Genomic DNA, 14,641 nt, shown 5'->3' on the forward strand with positions numbered 1-14,641 from the left:
ACCGTCGGTCGCGATCTCGACGCGAGGAGTACCGCAGGCGCGAAAGACCCGTAGAACGGTGCGGGGGCACTTGACTAGGCTGCGTGCCATGGCCAGCGACGTGGACACCGCACCACTCGTCGGCCGGGCCGACCTGGTGACGACCGTACGATCCGTGCTGCTCGACGACGTCACGCAGGGAAACACCGCCGCCGTCTTCCTCACCGGCGAGAGCGGCGTCGGCAAGACCCGGCTGCTGCGCGAGGTGGGCGCCCGGCTGCGCGACGCCGGGGCCCTGGTGCTCACCGGCTCCTGTCTGGACATCGGCGACGCGTCGCCCCTGCACCCGCTGCTCCAGGCGCTGCGCCGCCTCGACGCCGAACTGACCGGCGCCCAGGCCCGGACCTCCTCGGCGGTCCGTGACCTCCTGGGGGTGTTCGCCGAGGAGACCGCCGGCCCGGACGGCGCCGGGGCGCTGCTGGAGCGGGTCTCGCGGGGGCTGCACCTGATCGCCGAGGGGCGGCCGCTGGTGCTTGTCCTGGACGACCTCCAGTGGGTCGACCGCAGCACCCGCCAGCTGCTGCTCTACCTGCTGGCCGGGTTGGGCGACCTCCAGTTGTCGGTGCTCGCGGCGGTACGGGCGGAGTCGTTGCAGGGCGCGCACCCGCTGCGCCGGGTGCTCACCGAGCTGCGCCGGCTGCGTACGGTGCGGGTGCTCGACCTGGCCCCGCTGGACCGGGCCGGCACCGACCGGCTCGCCACCGCCGTGGTCGGCCGGGCGCTCACCCCGGAGGCGGCGGAGCTGGTGTGGCGGCGCAGCGGCGGCAACCCGTTCGTGGTGGAGGAGCTGGCCCGCGACCTGCGCGACGGCCGGGACGAGCTCTCCGACACGCTGCGCGAGATCTTCCTGGCCCGGGTGGACGCGCTGCCGCAGCACGCGCACGCCGTGGTGCACGCGGTGGCGGCCGGCGTCGAGCCGGTGGCGCACTGGCTGCTGGCCCGGGTGGTGCGGCTGCCCGAGGACGAGCTGATCGTGGCGGCCCGGGCGGCGGTCGCCCACCGGCTGCTGGTGAGCGCGGACGACGGCTACCGGCTGCGACACCGACTGGTCGCCGAGGTGCTGGAGCACGAGCTGCTGCCGGCCGAGCGGGCCGCCCTGCACCGCCGCTACGCCGAGGCGCTCACCGCGGCCCCGGCGGAGCTGCACCAGGCGCGCCTGGCGCACCACTGGCGGCTGGCCGGCGAGCCGGCGCGGGCGTTGCCGGCGGCGACGGCCGCGGCCCGGGAGGCCGAGCGGCTGCACGGCTGGGCCGAGGCGCACCGGCACTGGTCGGTCGCGTTGCAGCTGGCCGCCGCGCCGGGCGTCGCACCGCCGGACGTGGGCCGGGTCACGCTGCTCAGGCACGCCGCCGAGGCCGCCCACCACTGCGGCGAGCACGCCCGGGCGCTGACGCTGATCGAGGAACTGGCCGCCGCCGACCCCGACCCGTCGGCCTGCGCGCTGCGCATCCGCCGGGCCCGCTACCTGGCCGCCGCCGGCCGCTCGGCGCCGGCCGAGGCGGAGTACCGGCTGGCCCTGGAGGCCGCCGACTGCACGCCCCGGGAGCGGGCCACGGCCGCGGCACACCTGGCCGAGCTGCTGCTGCACCTCGGCCGGTACGCCGACGCGGGCCGGCGGGCCCGGGAGGCGCTGGAGCTGGCCGCCGAGGTGCCGGGCTCCACGTCGGAGGTGGTGCTGGCCAGCGCCGCGCTCGGCTTCTCGGAGGCGTACCTGGAGGACCCGGACGCCGGGCTGGCGGTGATGCGCCGCGCGCTGGAGACCGCCGAGCGCTCCGGCCGCCCGGAGGACGTGGCGTGCGCGTACCTGCACCTGGCGGAGCTGCTGACCGGCCCGCTCAACGTGCTGGAGGAGGGCGTCGTGGTGGCCCGCCGGGGCGCCGAGCGGATGGCCGAGCTCGGCCTGGGCCGCACGTACGAGACCCGGCTGCTGGCCATCGCCACCAACGGGCTGTTCCGCGTCGGGCAGTGGGCCGAGGCGGAGAAGGTCGTCGCGGCGGCGTTGCGGCACCGCCCCTCCGGCGCGGACGCGGTGGAGCTGCTGCTGGCGCGCTGCCGGCTGTCGGTGGGCTACGGCGACGTCGAGGCCGCCGACCGCGACCTGGACGCGGTGGCCACGATGCTCGCCGGCGGCGGGGCGCGGCACGTGATCCCGCTGCTCACCCTGCGGGCGGGGCTGGCCATGTGGCAGGGCCGGCACGACCTGGCCCGGCAGGCGGTGCAGCGCGGCCTGACCGAGAGCCGCTCCGACGACGTGGGCATCCTCGCCGCGCTGGTGTGGCACGGCCTGCGGGCCGAGGCCGAGGCGCACGCCGGCCGCGCCGTGGCCGTCGACCCGACGGCGGTGCGGCGGCTGCGGGAGGTGGCCGACCGGGTCGCCCGCAAGAGCGAGCACGCCGCCCGCCCGGTGCGCGACGTGGTGGACGGCTTCCTGGCGCTGTGCGCCGCCGAGGTGAGCCGCCTCGACAGCAGCGACCCGGAGCTGTGGGCCCGCTCGGTGGCGCAGTGGGACCGCCGTCACCACCCCTACCCGGCGGCCTACTCGCGGCTGCGGCAGGCCGAGGCGCTGCTGGCCCGGCGCAGCCGCAGCGCCACGGCGGCCAAGCTGCTGCGCCAGGCGTACGAGGTGGCACAGGGGCTCGGCGCGGTGCCGCTGACCTTGGAGATCCGTACCCTCGCCGGCCGGGCCCGGGTGTCGCTGGAGGAGCGTCCGGCCACCGGCGCTCCGGCCGCCGGGGTGGACGGCGACGAGCTGGCGGCGCTGACGGCCCGGGAGCGGGAGGTGCTCGCCGCCGTCGCCGAGGGGCTCACCAACCGGGAGATCGGCCAGCGGCTGTTCATCAGCGAGCGCACCATCGGCGTGCACGTCTCGCACATCTTCGACAAGCTCCAGGTCCGCACCCGGGTGCAGGCCAGCGCGATCTTCCTACGCAACCGGCCCGGCTGACGCGCGGCGCGGATACGTCGTTCTACTGATCCGGCCGGCCGTCGCCGACTGGCAGGCTGTGCTGCGTCGCCGACGGCACGGGGGTGCCGGGAACCACTGTGGAGGAGAGATGACGGAACCGGTGTGGGGGCCCGTGCATCGGGACATCGTCGATCTGCTCGCCGACCATCCGGCCGACGTGCCGGCGGTGGTCGACCACCTCACCAAGCTCCAGGACATGCTGGTCCGGCTGCCTCCGCTGGAGGCGAGCTGCCCGCTGGCCGACTTCAACCGGCTGTACCTGACGATCACCGAGAGCGTGCTGAACGGGCTCTACGACGACCGGTTCGCCGACCCGGTGTTCCTGTCCCGGCTCGACGTGGAGTTCGCGGCCCGCTACTTCGACGCGATGCGGCTGTGGACCGACTCCAGCCCGGGTACGCCGAAGGCCTGGGCCTGCCTGTTCCAGCGGATGCGCGGGCCGGACGCCCGCCCGCTGCCGTCGGCGGCCGCCGGGGTGAACGCGCACATCAACTTCGACCTGCCGTTCGCGCTGGTGACCACGTTCGACAGCCTGGAGTCGGAGCCGGTGGACGGCACCGACCAGCACCGCGACTACCTGGAGATCAACAACATCTTCGCGGACAAGATCCCCGGTCTGCGGCGCGGCTACCTGGAGCGGTGGCAGCTGCTCATCGACATGCTCAACGGCGACATCGACGACTGGTACCAGGGGGAACTGGTCGAGTACACCCGCGACGTCGCCTGGCGCAACGCGCAGAAGATCTGGCGGTGCCGGCACGACCCGGCCGCCCACGAGTGCGAGCGCGCGCGGCTGGACGACACCGCCGCGGCGCTCGGTCGGTTGCTGCTCTCGCCCCTCGGGGCGTTCCTGCAGTAGCCGTGACGGGGGGTCCCCGCGCTCCGCACCCGGCACCCGGCGGAGCGCGGGGACGCGTCCCCGCCGGACCAGGGCTCGTTCGTCGGGGGCGACGGGCCCGGGTCGGGGAACGGTCCGCGCGGCCCGGGGGGTCCGCGCGGCCCGGGACGGGACGAGGGGTTCGCGGGTCGGCCGGCCCGGGGGGTGTCGGCCGGCCCGCACCGGGTACGCCCGCGCCATGAGTCACCCGGCCCGTCGGCCCGCCGCCCGACCCCGTCCCCGGCCCGTCGCCCCGCCCCGTCCCGCCCGACCGGGCGACGCCCGACCCACCGCCCGGGGCGGCGCGCGATGACCGGCGAGGCGCACCGGTTCGCGTTCCGCTTCGACCCGGTCTTCCGGCCGGCGCTCGCGCTGGTGGGCGTCCGGCCGGCGACCGCCTGGGTCGGCGTCGACCGGGCCGAGCTGGTGGTCCGGTTCGGCCCGTGGCAGCTGCGCACCGCCCGGGACAACGTCGTCGGCGTCGCGCCCACCGGGCCGTACCGCTGGTGGCGGGGGATCGGCGTGCGCCTCTCGCTGGCCGACGCCGGCGTCACCTTCGCCAGCAGCACCGCCGCCGGGCTCTGCCTGCGCTTCGCCGAGCCGGTGCCCGCCCTGCTGCCCGGCGGGTGGCTGCGGCACCCCGGGGCGACGGTCACCGTGACCGATCCCGACGCCCTGGCCCGGGTGCTGACCGCCCGCGACGGCGACTGAGCCGTCCCGGCTTCACCGTTCGGGCGGGCGGCCGGCCGGCGACCGCCTACGGTCGGGTCAGGACGGCCGAGGGTGGGGAGGGGGCATGCGTGACGAGCACGGGCCGAGGTCGCGGCGCACGCGTGGTCGCCGGCCGCCGCCCGCCGGCCCGCCACGGGACCTGCGCGCCGCCCGGGACCCCACCCGGCCCGGCGACCGCGCCGGGCACCCGGTCGCCGTCCCCGAGGCGCAGGCCAGCCCCGCCCGGCCCGCCGCGCCGCTGAGCCCGCTGCGCCGGTGGCTGTTCGCGCACCAGGTGCAGCCGGTCGGCCCCGAGGCGGCGGAGGGGCAGGCCCGCTCGCGGCCGTGGTGGCAGGTCATGTGCCTCACCGGGGTGGACTACTTCTCCACCCTGTCGTACCTGCCCGGGATCGCGGCCGTGGCCGCCGGGGCGCTCTCCCCGCTGGCCACCCTGCTCATCGTCGCGCTGACGCTGTTCGGCATGCTGCCCATGTACCGCAGGGTGGCCCGGGAGAGCCCGCACGGGCAGGGCTCGGTGGCGATGCTGGAGCGGCTGCTGCCGTTCTGGCGCGGCAAGATCTTCGTGCTGGTCCTGCTCGGCTTCGTGGCCACCTCCTGGATCATCACGATCACCCTCTCCTCGGCCGACGCGACCGTGCACCTGCTGGAGAACCCGCACCTGCCCGAGAGCGTCGGCGGCACCGGCGTGGCCGTCGGCGTCACCGTCGTACTGCTGCTCGTCCTCGGCGGGGTGTTCCTGCTCGGCTTCCGGGAGGCGGTCGCGGTGGCCGTCCCGCTGGTCGCGGTCTTCCTGGTCCTGAACGCGCTGATCGTGGCGGACGGGCTGGCCGGGATCGCGGCGGACCCGCGACCGCTGTCGGACTGGACCGCCGCGCTGAGCGTCGGTGGTGGCCCCGGGGAGGTGGCGGTGACCGCCGTGCTGGCGTTCCCGCTGCTGGTGCTGGGGCTCTCCGGCTTCGAGACGGGGGTGAGCATGATGCCGCTGGTGGCGGGCGGGGGCGCGGACCGCGAGGCCCGGCTGGCGGCGCGGATCCGCAACACCCGCCGGCTGCTCACCACCGCCGCGCTGGTCATGTCGGTGTACCTGGTCTCCACCACCCTTGTGACCACCGTGCTGATCCCCGCCCGGGAGTTCGGGCCGGGCGGGGCCGCGAACGGCCGGGCGCTGGCGTACCTCGCCCACGAGCGCCTCGGGGAGGCGTTCGGCACCGTCTACGACGTCAGCAGCGTGCTGATCCTCTGGTTCGCCGGCGCCTCCGCGATGGCCGGCCTGATCAACATCGTGCCCCGCTACCTGCCCACCTACGGGATGGCGCCGGAGTGGGCCCGGGCCGTGCGGCCCGTCGTGATCGTCTACACCGTGGTCAGCGTCGCGATCACCCTGATCTTCCGGGCCGACGTCAACGACCAGGCCGGGGCGTACGCCACCGGCATCCTCGCGATGATGGTCTCCGCCGCCGTGGCGGTCACGATCTCCGCGGCCCGCCGCCGGGAACGCGTCGCGGCCGGCGGCTTCGCCGTGCTCACCCTGGTCCTGCTGTACGCCCTCGCCGAGAACGTCGTCGCGAAGCCGGACGGCATCGCCATCTCCGCGCTGTTCGTCTTCGGCATCGTGGTCGTCTCGCTGGTCTCGCGGGTGACCCGGACCACCGAGCTGCGTACGGACCGCATCGAGTTCGACGAGCCGGCCCGCCGGTTCATCGCCGAGTCGGTGGCGCACGACGGCCGGCTGCACCTCATCGCGCACAAGCGGGCGGGCGGCGCGGTCAAGGAGTACACGGTCAAGGAACGGGCGCAGCGGTCGATGAATCCCGTGCCCGGCGAGGGCGACATCCTCTTCCTGGAGATCGACGTGGTCGACCCGTCGGACTTCAGCCAGGTGCTGCGGGTGCGCGGCGTGGAGGTGGGTGGCTTCCGGGTGCTGCGGGCCGGCAGCCCGGCCGTCCCCAACGCCATCGCGGCGATCCTGCTGGCGCTGCGCGACGCCACCGGCGTACGCCCGCACGCCCACTTCGAGTGGTCGGAGGGGAACCCGCTCGCGCACCTGCTGCGCTACCTGATCCTCGGCCGCGGCGACACCCCGCCCGTCGTGCGGGAGATCATCCGCAAGTCCGAGCCGGACCCCGCCCGCCGGCCCGGTATCCACGTCGGCGGCTGACCGCGCGGCGCTCCTCGCCCCGGTCGAGGTGAATAGTTCGCTTATTCACGTTTGACGGACCTGCCCCGTTCTCGTCCGTATCGTGACCTCCGGTGGCTGTCGCGACGTCAGCCGCCCCGCGTCCCGTTCGACGCGGCCGTGTCACGCACGCACGAGAGGCAGGAAAGCCTGATGACGACGTATCAAGGGGGCCGGCGGGCGGCACCACTCAGGCGGCGGTCGAGGTGGTTCTTAGCCGGCGGCCTCGTGGCGGGCAGCCTGGTGGCGGGGGCGGCCGGGCTCACGGACGGCGCCGCCTTCGCCGCCGACCGGGACATGCCGACCGCCTCGCCGTCGCCGTCGCCGTCGCAATGGGCCGGCGACCACTCCGGTGGGCCCCGCGGCGACGCCGTCGAGGACCGTGACCAGGCGCGCGAGGAACGGCGCGGCGGGCAGCCGCACGACCGCCCCGGACGGCCGGGCCAGGGGAACCGCGCGGAGGTCGCGGTGCCGTGCGACTCGACGAAGCTGATCTCGGCGCTGGTCCGGGCCAACGCCGAGGGCGGCGCCGACCTGCGGCTGGCGTCGAAGTGCACGTACGAGCTGACCCACGCCTTCCAGCAGCCCGACGACTACGACGGCGGGATCCGCGACGCCCGGGAGGCCGCCGACAGCGCCGAGAACCCCGGCGACGCCGAGGCGCCCCCGCGCAACCCGCAGCACGACCGGGCCGGGCTGCCCGTCATCTACCACCCGATCTCCGTCCGGGGCGAGGGGGCCACCATCGTCCGGAACGGGCACGCCGAGGCGTTCCGGTTCTTCACCGTCCGCGACGGCGGGGAGCTGACGCTCTCCGACGTCGTGCTCCGCAACGGCCTCTCCGCCGCCGAGGGTGGCAGCATCCACGTCGTGCACGGCGCGTCCGCCGTGGTCGAGCGCACCACGATCGTCGACAGCACCTCCCTCTCGGCGGAGGGGGGCGGGGGCGGGATCTTCAACGACGGGCACCTGGTGGTCAGCGGGAGCACGTTCGTCGACAACCACGCCGCCGGCACCGCGGGCAAGGGCGGGGGCCTGCTCAACGGTGGCGTGCTGAGCCTGGAGAACTCGCAGTTCCGGGGCAACAGCGCCGTCGCGTACGGCGGCGGCTTCGCCAACTACCGGGGCGCGGCAGAGGTGCACTCGAGCACCTTCGCGCGCAACAACGCGGCGCAGGGCGGCGGCGTCGCCAGCTTCTCGGCCCGTACCCGGGTCGCCGACACGAAGGTGGTGGGCAACACCGCCCGGACCGGCGGCGGCATCGCCAACTCGGACGCGCTGATCTTCCTGCGCGGCCTGGAGGTGCGCGACAACACCGCCACGGGCAACGGCGGCGGCATCTCCACGTTCCAGGGCCTGGTCCCGCTCGACGACAGCGTCGTGTCGGGCAACACGGCGCGCGGCTCCGGCGGCGGCATCCACGCCCAGAAGTCGAACCTCCTGCTGCGCCGCAGCGAGATCGACCGCAACCACGCCGTCGGCGCGGCGTCGACGGGCGGCGGCGTCTTCGCGTCGCTGGGCCAGGTCTCCCTCTACGCCAGCCGGATCAGCGGCAACGTCGCCATCGTGAAGCCGGGCGGCCTCTTCGTCGACAAGGCCCGCGTCAAGGTCGACGACGAGACCGACATCATCGACAACGAGCCGACCAACTGCGAGGGCAGCCGGGTGCCGGTCGCGAACTGCTTCCGCTGACCCGTCGCGGGCCGTCCCGGCCGGGACGGCCCGCCCCACCCGGGGCGTGTCCGGCCCCGCCGGCGATCATCGCGATCGCGGCGGACGGCGCCGGACGCGCCCCGCGTGGCGGACGGCTCAGCCGAGGGCGCGCAGCCGGGCGGCGAGGTCGCCGGCGAAGAAGTCGAGGAAGCCGTCCGGGTCGGGGCCGGCGTTCTGCAGCACGACGTGGTCGTAGCCGGCCTCGACGTACGGGCGGACGGCCGCCACGTGCGCCTCCGGGTCCGGCCCGACGGAGAACAGCTCCCGGACGTGCCGCTCCTCGACGTACGCGCTGGCGGCGTCGAAGTTGACCGGGTTCGGCAGCTCGCTCATCACCTTCCAGCCGGTCACCATCCACCGGCTGGTCTCCAGTACCGCCCGTACGGCCTGCTGGTCGTCGGTGGCCCAGGCCATCGGCACCTCGGCGTAGCGGGGACCGTCGCCACCGGCCTGCCGGTAGTGCTCGACGATCGACGCCTTCGGCTCGGTGACGAACAGGCCGTCGCCGAGTTCCGCCGCCATCGTGGCCGAGGACCGGCCGCTCGCGGCGACCGCGATCACCGGTGGGGTCTCCGGCAGGTCGAAGATCCGGGCGTCCTCCAGGTGCAGGTGCTTGCCCTCGAATGAGTGGTAGCCGCCCTGCCAGAGCAGCCGGATGATCTCCAGCGCCTCGCGGAGCCGCTCGTGTCGGCCCCGTACGCTGGGAAAGCCCTGCCCCACGACGTGCTCGTTGAGCCGTTCCCCGGCCCCGACGCCGAGGGTGAACCGGCCGTCGGAGATCAGCGCCAGGGTCGCCGCGGCCTGCGCGATGATCGCCGGGTGGTACCGGACGGTCGGGCAGGTCACCCCGGTGGCGAGGCCGATCCGTTCGGTCTTCGCCGCGACCGCCCCGAGCACGCTCCAGGTGAACGACGAGTGCCCCTGCGTGTCGAGCCACGGGTGGAAGTGGTCGCTCATCTCGACGAAGTCGAAACCAGCCTCCTCGGCCCGGACGGCCTGGCGGATGATCTCCTGCGGTCCGTACCCCTCCGAGGCGAGCTTGTAGCCGATCCTCATGCCGGTGCTCCCGTCCCGTGCGGCGCTGGTGGCGCAAGGCCGGTTCCCATGGCGGGCGTCGACAAACGTCGGGCCGCACGGGCGCCGCCGGCACCGATGACCCAGCCTCCTAGGACGCCCTACGCGGTGTGGCCGGCGTCGGCAGGAGGGACGGAGCCGGGGAGCCGGCGTGGCGTACCCCGGACACGGCTCGGCCCGCGCCCCGGAGTGGGCGCGGGCCGGAGGAGTGCGTCCTACTTGGACGGCTGGGGCAGTTCGCAGTCGACCTTCGGGTTGGCCCCGATGTAGTTCAGCGGCCCGGCCACGATGGTCACCAGGATCGTGCCGGCCTCGGCGCAGTTCGTGTCGTCGCCGCTGTAGTAGCCGCGCTGCCCGGCGGCGACCGCGCCGATGATCAGCCAGATGACGACCAGGACTCCGAATATCGACGTGCCGCGCATCGCTGCCTCCGCAAAGGTGTGGTGGATCGAGGTGCTGGGCGTTGTACCCAATCGCGATGAACGGCTAACGGTGCCGCCGCCGAGGAACCTGCGCGGCGGACGGCCGACAGTGGGCGGACGGCCCCGAACGCCGACACCGCGGCGCCCCGTGGTCGGGGCGCCGCGATGTCGGCGACGGCGGATCAGTCGTGCGGCGGCACCCGATCCGTCCGGGTGCCGCCGTCCGGCACCGACGGGGGACGCGGCAGCCGGGGCGGGACCGGTCAGGCGTCCGCGCCGCCCACCGGGGTCGGCAGGGCGGCAGCCGCCTCCTGCGGGGCGCCGGCGAGCACCTTCGCCTGCTGCGGCCAGGTCGCCAGGCTCGGCGCGGCCCGCAGCCCGGCCGCCCGGATCGTCTCCCGCAGGGCGGCCTCGTCGAGCTCCGCCAACTGCCGGTACGTCCGGATGCCGGCCGCCTGCAACGCCGCGGCCATCTTCGGGCCCACGCCCTGGATCCGGCGGAAGTCGTCGGCGGCGTCGGAGTCGGTCGCGGCCGGGGCGTCCACCTCGCCGCGGGGCGCCGGCACGACCACCGGCACGGCCGGCGTCGACTCGGGCTCGTCGGGTGCGTCGGCGGCCGTGGCCGGCTCGACCGCGGTGGTGGCGGCCGTGGCGGGCTCGACCGGCGTGGGCTCGACCGTGTTGGCGGCGGCCGGGGCCGGCTCGACCGGCGCGGCGCGGGTCGGCTCCGGCTCAGCGGGTGCGTCGGCCGGCTCCGGCTCGACGGCGGAGGCGGCCACGGCAGCGGGCTCAGCAACGGGCTCGGCCGGGCCGGCTGCGGTGGGGACGGCTGCGGTTTCCGGCTCGGCCGGGGTCACGCTCGTCGGCGCCGAGGTGGCGGCGGCCGGGACGGGCTCCGCGTCGGCGGCGGGAAGGGCTTCCGTCGCGGCGGCCGGGACGGGCTCCGCGTCGGCGCTCGGGGCGGGCTCCTCCGCCGGGCGACGGTCGACGGGGCCGGTCACCTCGGCGGCCACCGGCAGCACGACCTCGTGCCCCGGCCGTACGTCGGTGGTGGTGCCGGACGGCACGGGGTCGGCGTCGGGCGCCGGCACCGGGTCGCCGGTCAGCGCCATGTCGGCCGGGTCGACGTCGTCGGCCCGGGACGCGTCGGCTGCGAGGACCGTGGCCCTCGGGGCGTCGGTGCTGCCCGGTTCGGCGTCGGTCGGGGCGTCGACTCCGGGCGTCGCGGGGACGCGGTCGGCGACCGCGTCCGGCGCGGGGTCCACGATCACCTCGGGGCGTGCTTCGTCCAGGGTGGCGACGGGCGGCGGGTCGACCACCACGGCGGTCATGCCGGCGACCGGGTCACCGTCCACCATGGGCGAGCCGTGGGTGGCGACCGCCGCGTCCCGCCGGCCGCGCCCGAACCAGCCGCCCGCCAGACCCACCAACAGAGCCACGATCAGTATCAGCCAGTGCCCGAAAGACCACGCCACGGCAAACCTCCCTATCGTTCACGTCCGGAAACCCGCGAGAAAAACTCGCCGCAGCTTCGCACACGCCCGACGGCGCCGACAGGCAGGACCGGGTGCCCGCCGTGGCGGCGGGACGGGTCGCGACGGGCGGTGTCCGCCGGGGCGACGGAGGGTCGCCGCGTCCGCGTCGGGGGCGGGCGGTGGGCGGTGGGCGGTGGGCGGGCAGGCGGGCAGGCGGGGACCCCGGCGCCCACTGGCGGCGCCGGGGTCCCGGTCGGACGGTCAGTCCTCCTCGCCCCGGTAGCTGTAGAAGTCGTCGACGAACCGGCGCGCCAGCCGGGGCACCCGGCTGGTGACGCCGAAGTAGCCCCGCGCGCCGAGCAGCGCGAGCCGGCCGACGACCGGCTTGTACATCCGGTCGTCCCCGCTGGTGCCGCTGCGGTTGAGCGAGTCGGCGACCCGGGCGAACCCGTACGGCACCATCGCGGCCTCGTAGTCGGCCACCGCCTGGAGCAGCGTCTTGTCTCCGGTGGCGGCCAGCCGCAGCTGGCGGCAGAGCAGGGCGGCGTCGCGCAGGGCCGTGTTGGCGCCCACCCCGCGTCCCGGCGTCATCGTGTGGATGGCGTCGCCGAGCAGGGTGACGGTGCTGCTCTTCCAGGGCGGCACCGGCTCGCTGGTGGACACCTTGATGGGCAGGGCGCTGCCCGGGTCGCTGCGGGCGAGCAGTTCGCGCAGGTGGGGGTGCCAGTTTCGGGTGAGTCGCAGGGCGAGCAGGACCAGGTCCTCGCCGCGCAGCTGCATGACGTCGGTCGGGAAGCGGCGGGCCGTGCTCCAGACCACCAGGTTGATGTTGTCGCGGGTGTTGTCGTGGCGTAGCCCCGGCCAGCCGCGCAGCAGCTCGGCGTCGGCGGGATCGACGCCGGGCTTGAGCGCGCCGTCGCGGTCCCACTTGAACTCCATCACGTGCAGCACGCCCATCATCCCGCCGGTGCCGAAGATCAGCGAGATGCCCTGTTCGATCCGCTCGGGCAGCAGCCCCCGGGTGTGCGGGGTCAGGGGGATGCGGGTGGCGATGTTGATGGTGCCGGCGTCGCGGGTGACCGCGTGCGGCAGGTACTGGCGGCGTACCGCCGAGTGCGTGCCGTCCGCGGCGACCAGCAGGTCGCCGGTGGCGGTGCTGCCGTCGGCGAAGTGCGCGGTCACGGTCCCGTCGTCGCGTTGGTCGTACCGGGTGAAGGCCTTGTCGAAGTGGACGACGTCCTCCATGCCCGTGAGCAGGACCTGGCGCAGGGTCATCCGGGCGACGGACCGTTCGGTGTTCACCGGGTCGCTGTCCGGCCGGAGCGTGAACGAGGCCGTGCGCCGCAGGCCCTGGGTGATGACGTTGAAGTAGCGGGGGGAACGGGCGCAGGTGGCGAGGTAGACGTCGAACAGGGCGGGCGGCAGGCACTCGCGCAGCGCGCGGCTGCCGGTCGGTCCGATGCCGACCCGGTAGCCGAGCAGCCCTTCGCCGCGGGTGCGGTACCGCTCGTAGACGGCGACGCTGATGCCGGCACGACGCAGGCCGTGCGCCAGGCACAGCCCGCCCGTGCCGGCCCCGATGATCAGAACGTGGGGTGGTCTGGACGACATGGCGACCGCCCCCGTTCAGCCGGCCGGGTGCGACGACGCCGCCGCGTCCGCGGCGTCCCACCGGTAGAAGCAGCCCGCGATCGCGTCGCGCGGCGAGCGCCAGGTCGGCAGGTACGGCGTGGTGTGCGCGGAGAGCCGTTCGTTGACCTGGCGGTAGAGCGGGTGGTTGCGGGCCTCGGCCAACGCGTCCGGGGCCACGTCGGCAGTCTCCATCAGGTGTACGCACAGGTCGTGCAGGCAGTACAGGGACCGGTGACGGACCCCGGTGAGGGCGGGTAGTTCGGTCGCGTCGGACTCGGCGAAGATCTGCGCCACCCGCCCCTCCGCGCCCGGGATGATCCTGCTGACGATCAGTAGACGGCTCATGGGACCCCTCTCGCCGGTGGCGCTCCGCGACCGTGTCGCAGACCACGGAATGTTGTGCGGCCACCGTGCCCCGGCGACTGTCACCTGTCCGTCACTCGCCCCGCCGCGCCGGTGACGCCGCCTCAGCGCGCGCGGGGCGCGATCCGGGTGGACGGCGGCCGGCGGGGCCCGGCCGGGGCGGTACGGGTGGCGTCGCGGATCGGCGCGAGGGTCTCGTCGAGCAGTGCGGTCATCGCCGCCGAGGGCTCCAGCCGGAGTTCCCGCAGCAGCAGGTCGCGGTAGACGTAGAAGGCGTGCACGGCCTCGAAGGCGTTGCCCTCGGCGAGGTGGATGCGGACCACCAGGCGGTGCGGCGTCTCGCGCAGGGGTTCGGCGGCCATCGCCTCCAACGCGGCTTCCAGCGCCGCGCCGTGGCGGCCCGCCGACAGGTGCTGACCGGCAAGTTCCTCCAGCATGTGCAGGCGCAGCTGGCGCAGCCGCTCCCGGTCGGCCAGCACCCAGTCGTCGTACCAGCCGGGGAGCAGGTCGTGGCGGCCGGCGGCGAGCGCGGCGGCGGCGCAGGGGTCGTCGCCGTCGCGTACCCGCGCGGCCGTGCCGACGAGCGCGTCGACGTCGACCCGGACGGCCGGGCCGAGGGCGACCGTGTCGCCGGAGGTGGTGATCGGGCAGCAGGGGTCCTGGCGCAGCCGCCACAGCGCGGTCCGCAGCGACGACAGCGCGCGGTCCTCGGGCGCGTCCGGCCAGAGCAGGCCGGCCAGGTTGCTGCGGGTGGCGCCGGGGCGCAACCCGATCAGCGCGATGACGCGTTGCAGGCCGCGCGGCACCACGACCGCGGCGTCGCCGTGCAGCAGCCGGAACCCGCCGAGCAGGTGCAGTGAGATCTCGGCGTCGGCACGGCAAACGGTGGTCGGCGTCGATCGATCAGCGGCCACGGCGGCACCCCCTGCGGAACGCTCGTCCCGACTCGTCTGCTGTCCCCGGCGCGGCTGCCCATGACCCCACTGTCGGATCGCTCCGCCGCGGCACGGCGTCGCACACCGCGGCCGCCGGGCTGACCGTGACGAAGATTATCAATAGTGGTCACTCTCGGTCAATGTCTTGTCCGGGATGGCGCTTGCCTGTCGGCGTCCACGAGAACCCTTCCGAACTGCGGAGAGTCCACACCGGATGATCGGTGCCGCACAGCGGGTA

11 protein-coding genes are annotated in these 14,641 nt (G+C 75.2%); 5 read left to right on the forward strand and 6 right to left on the reverse strand.

The window, feature by feature from the left end; translation table 11 throughout:
• The first annotated feature begins 88 nt into the window (after window positions 1-88).
• From RM555_RS16875 to RM555_RS16895, 5 genes are all read left to right on the forward strand, one after another.
• Entirely contained in the window at window positions 89-2,983 is a 2,895-nt protein-coding gene (locus RM555_RS16875) for a helix-turn-helix transcriptional regulator (protein ID WP_311412646.1), read from the forward strand.
• Window positions 2,984-3,092: 109 nt separating this feature from the next.
• Window positions 3,093-3,863 (forward strand): DUF5995 family protein, encoded by a 771-nt coding sequence (locus RM555_RS16880; protein ID WP_311412647.1) that lies wholly within the window; start codon window positions 3,093-3,095, stop codon window positions 3,861-3,863.
• Window positions 3,864-4,190: 327 nt separating this feature from the next.
• Complete coding sequence (locus RM555_RS16885; protein ID WP_311412648.1) at window positions 4,191-4,592, forward strand: hypothetical protein; 402 nt, start codon at window positions 4,191-4,193, stop codon at window positions 4,590-4,592.
• 85 nt (window positions 4,593-4,677) lie between these two features.
• A complete protein-coding gene (locus tag RM555_RS16890) occupies window positions 4,678-6,771 on the forward strand; it encodes an amino acid transporter (RefSeq protein WP_311412649.1) in 2,094 nt (697 codons plus the stop codon).
• 171 nt (window positions 6,772-6,942) lie between these two features.
• Complete coding sequence (locus tag RM555_RS16895) at window positions 6,943-8,481, forward strand: right-handed parallel beta-helix repeat-containing protein (RefSeq protein WP_311412650.1); 1,539 nt, start codon at window positions 6,943-6,945, stop codon at window positions 8,479-8,481.
• A gap of 117 nt (window positions 8,482-8,598) precedes the next feature.
• On the opposite strand, the gene RM555_RS16900 is transcribed toward RM555_RS16895, so the two are convergent.
• The 6 genes from RM555_RS16900 to RM555_RS16925 all read right to left on the reverse strand — a co-directional run bounded on the left by RM555_RS16900 (window position 8,599) and on the right by RM555_RS16925 (window position 14,382).
• Window positions 8,599-9,558, reverse strand: a complete 960-nt coding sequence (locus tag RM555_RS16900) for a TIGR03557 family F420-dependent LLM class oxidoreductase (RefSeq protein ID WP_311412651.1) — start codon at window positions 9,556-9,558, stop codon at window positions 8,599-8,601.
• Between the two features lie 233 nt (window positions 9,559-9,791).
• Window positions 9,792-9,998 carry a hypothetical protein gene (locus tag RM555_RS16905; protein ID WP_091630565.1) on the reverse strand — a complete coding sequence of 69 codons (207 nt, stop codon included), beginning with the start codon at window positions 9,996-9,998 and terminating at the stop codon, window positions 9,792-9,794.
• Between the two features lie 263 nt (window positions 9,999-10,261).
• Window positions 10,262-11,437, reverse strand: a complete 1,176-nt coding sequence (locus RM555_RS16910; RefSeq protein WP_311412652.1) for a helix-hairpin-helix domain-containing protein — start codon at window positions 11,435-11,437, stop codon at window positions 10,262-10,264.
• Window positions 11,438-11,734: 297 nt separating this feature from the next.
• Window positions 11,735-13,084: an FAD-dependent oxidoreductase gene (locus tag RM555_RS16915; protein ID WP_311412653.1), complete on the reverse strand. Its 1,350-nt coding sequence runs from the start codon at window positions 13,082-13,084 to the stop codon at window positions 11,735-11,737.
• Between the two features lie 15 nt (window positions 13,085-13,099).
• Entirely contained in the window at window positions 13,100-13,450 is a 351-nt protein-coding gene (locus RM555_RS16920; protein WP_151456453.1) for a TcmI family type II polyketide cyclase, read from the reverse strand.
• Between the two features lie 122 nt (window positions 13,451-13,572).
• Entirely contained in the window at window positions 13,573-14,382 is an 810-nt protein-coding gene (locus RM555_RS16925; protein ID WP_311412654.1) for an AfsR/SARP family transcriptional regulator, read from the reverse strand.
• Window positions 14,383-14,641: the final 259 nt, after the last annotated feature.

This window comes from Micromonospora reichwaldensis (genome assembly GCF_031845925.1).
In the GTDB taxonomy this organism is placed as follows: domain Bacteria; phylum Actinomycetota; class Actinomycetes; order Mycobacteriales; family Micromonosporaceae; genus Micromonospora; species Micromonospora reichwaldensis.

What these genes read in the sequence shown, in the direction of transcription:
- RM555_RS16875 (WP_311412646.1), top strand. Translation starts at nt 89, where the DNA reads ATGGCCAGCGACGTGGACACCGCACCACTCGTCGGCCGGGCCGACCTG.
- RM555_RS16880 (WP_311412647.1), top strand. Translation starts at nt 3,093, where the DNA reads ATGACGGAACCGGTGTGGGGGCCCGTGCATCGGGACATCGTCGATCTG.
- RM555_RS16885 (WP_311412648.1), top strand. Translation starts at nt 4,191, where the DNA reads ATGACCGGCGAGGCGCACCGGTTCGCGTTCCGCTTCGACCCGGTCTTC.
- RM555_RS16890 (WP_311412649.1), top strand. Translation starts at nt 4,678, where the DNA reads ATGCGTGACGAGCACGGGCCGAGGTCGCGGCGCACGCGTGGTCGCCGG.
- RM555_RS16895 (WP_311412650.1), top strand. Translation starts at nt 6,943, where the DNA reads ATGACGACGTATCAAGGGGGCCGGCGGGCGGCACCACTCAGGCGGCGG.
- RM555_RS16900 (WP_311412651.1), bottom strand. Translation starts at nt 9,558, where the DNA reads ATGAGGATCGGCTACAAGCTCGCCTCGGAGGGGTACGGACCGCAGGAG.
- RM555_RS16905 (WP_091630565.1), bottom strand. Translation starts at nt 9,998, where the DNA reads ATGCGCGGCACGTCGATATTCGGAGTCCTGGTCGTCATCTGGCTGATC.
- RM555_RS16915 (WP_311412653.1), bottom strand. Translation starts at nt 13,084, where the DNA reads ATGTCGTCCAGACCACCCCACGTTCTGATCATCGGGGCCGGCACGGGC.
- RM555_RS16920 (WP_151456453.1), bottom strand. Translation starts at nt 13,450, where the DNA reads ATGAGCCGTCTACTGATCGTCAGCAGGATCATCCCGGGCGCGGAGGGG.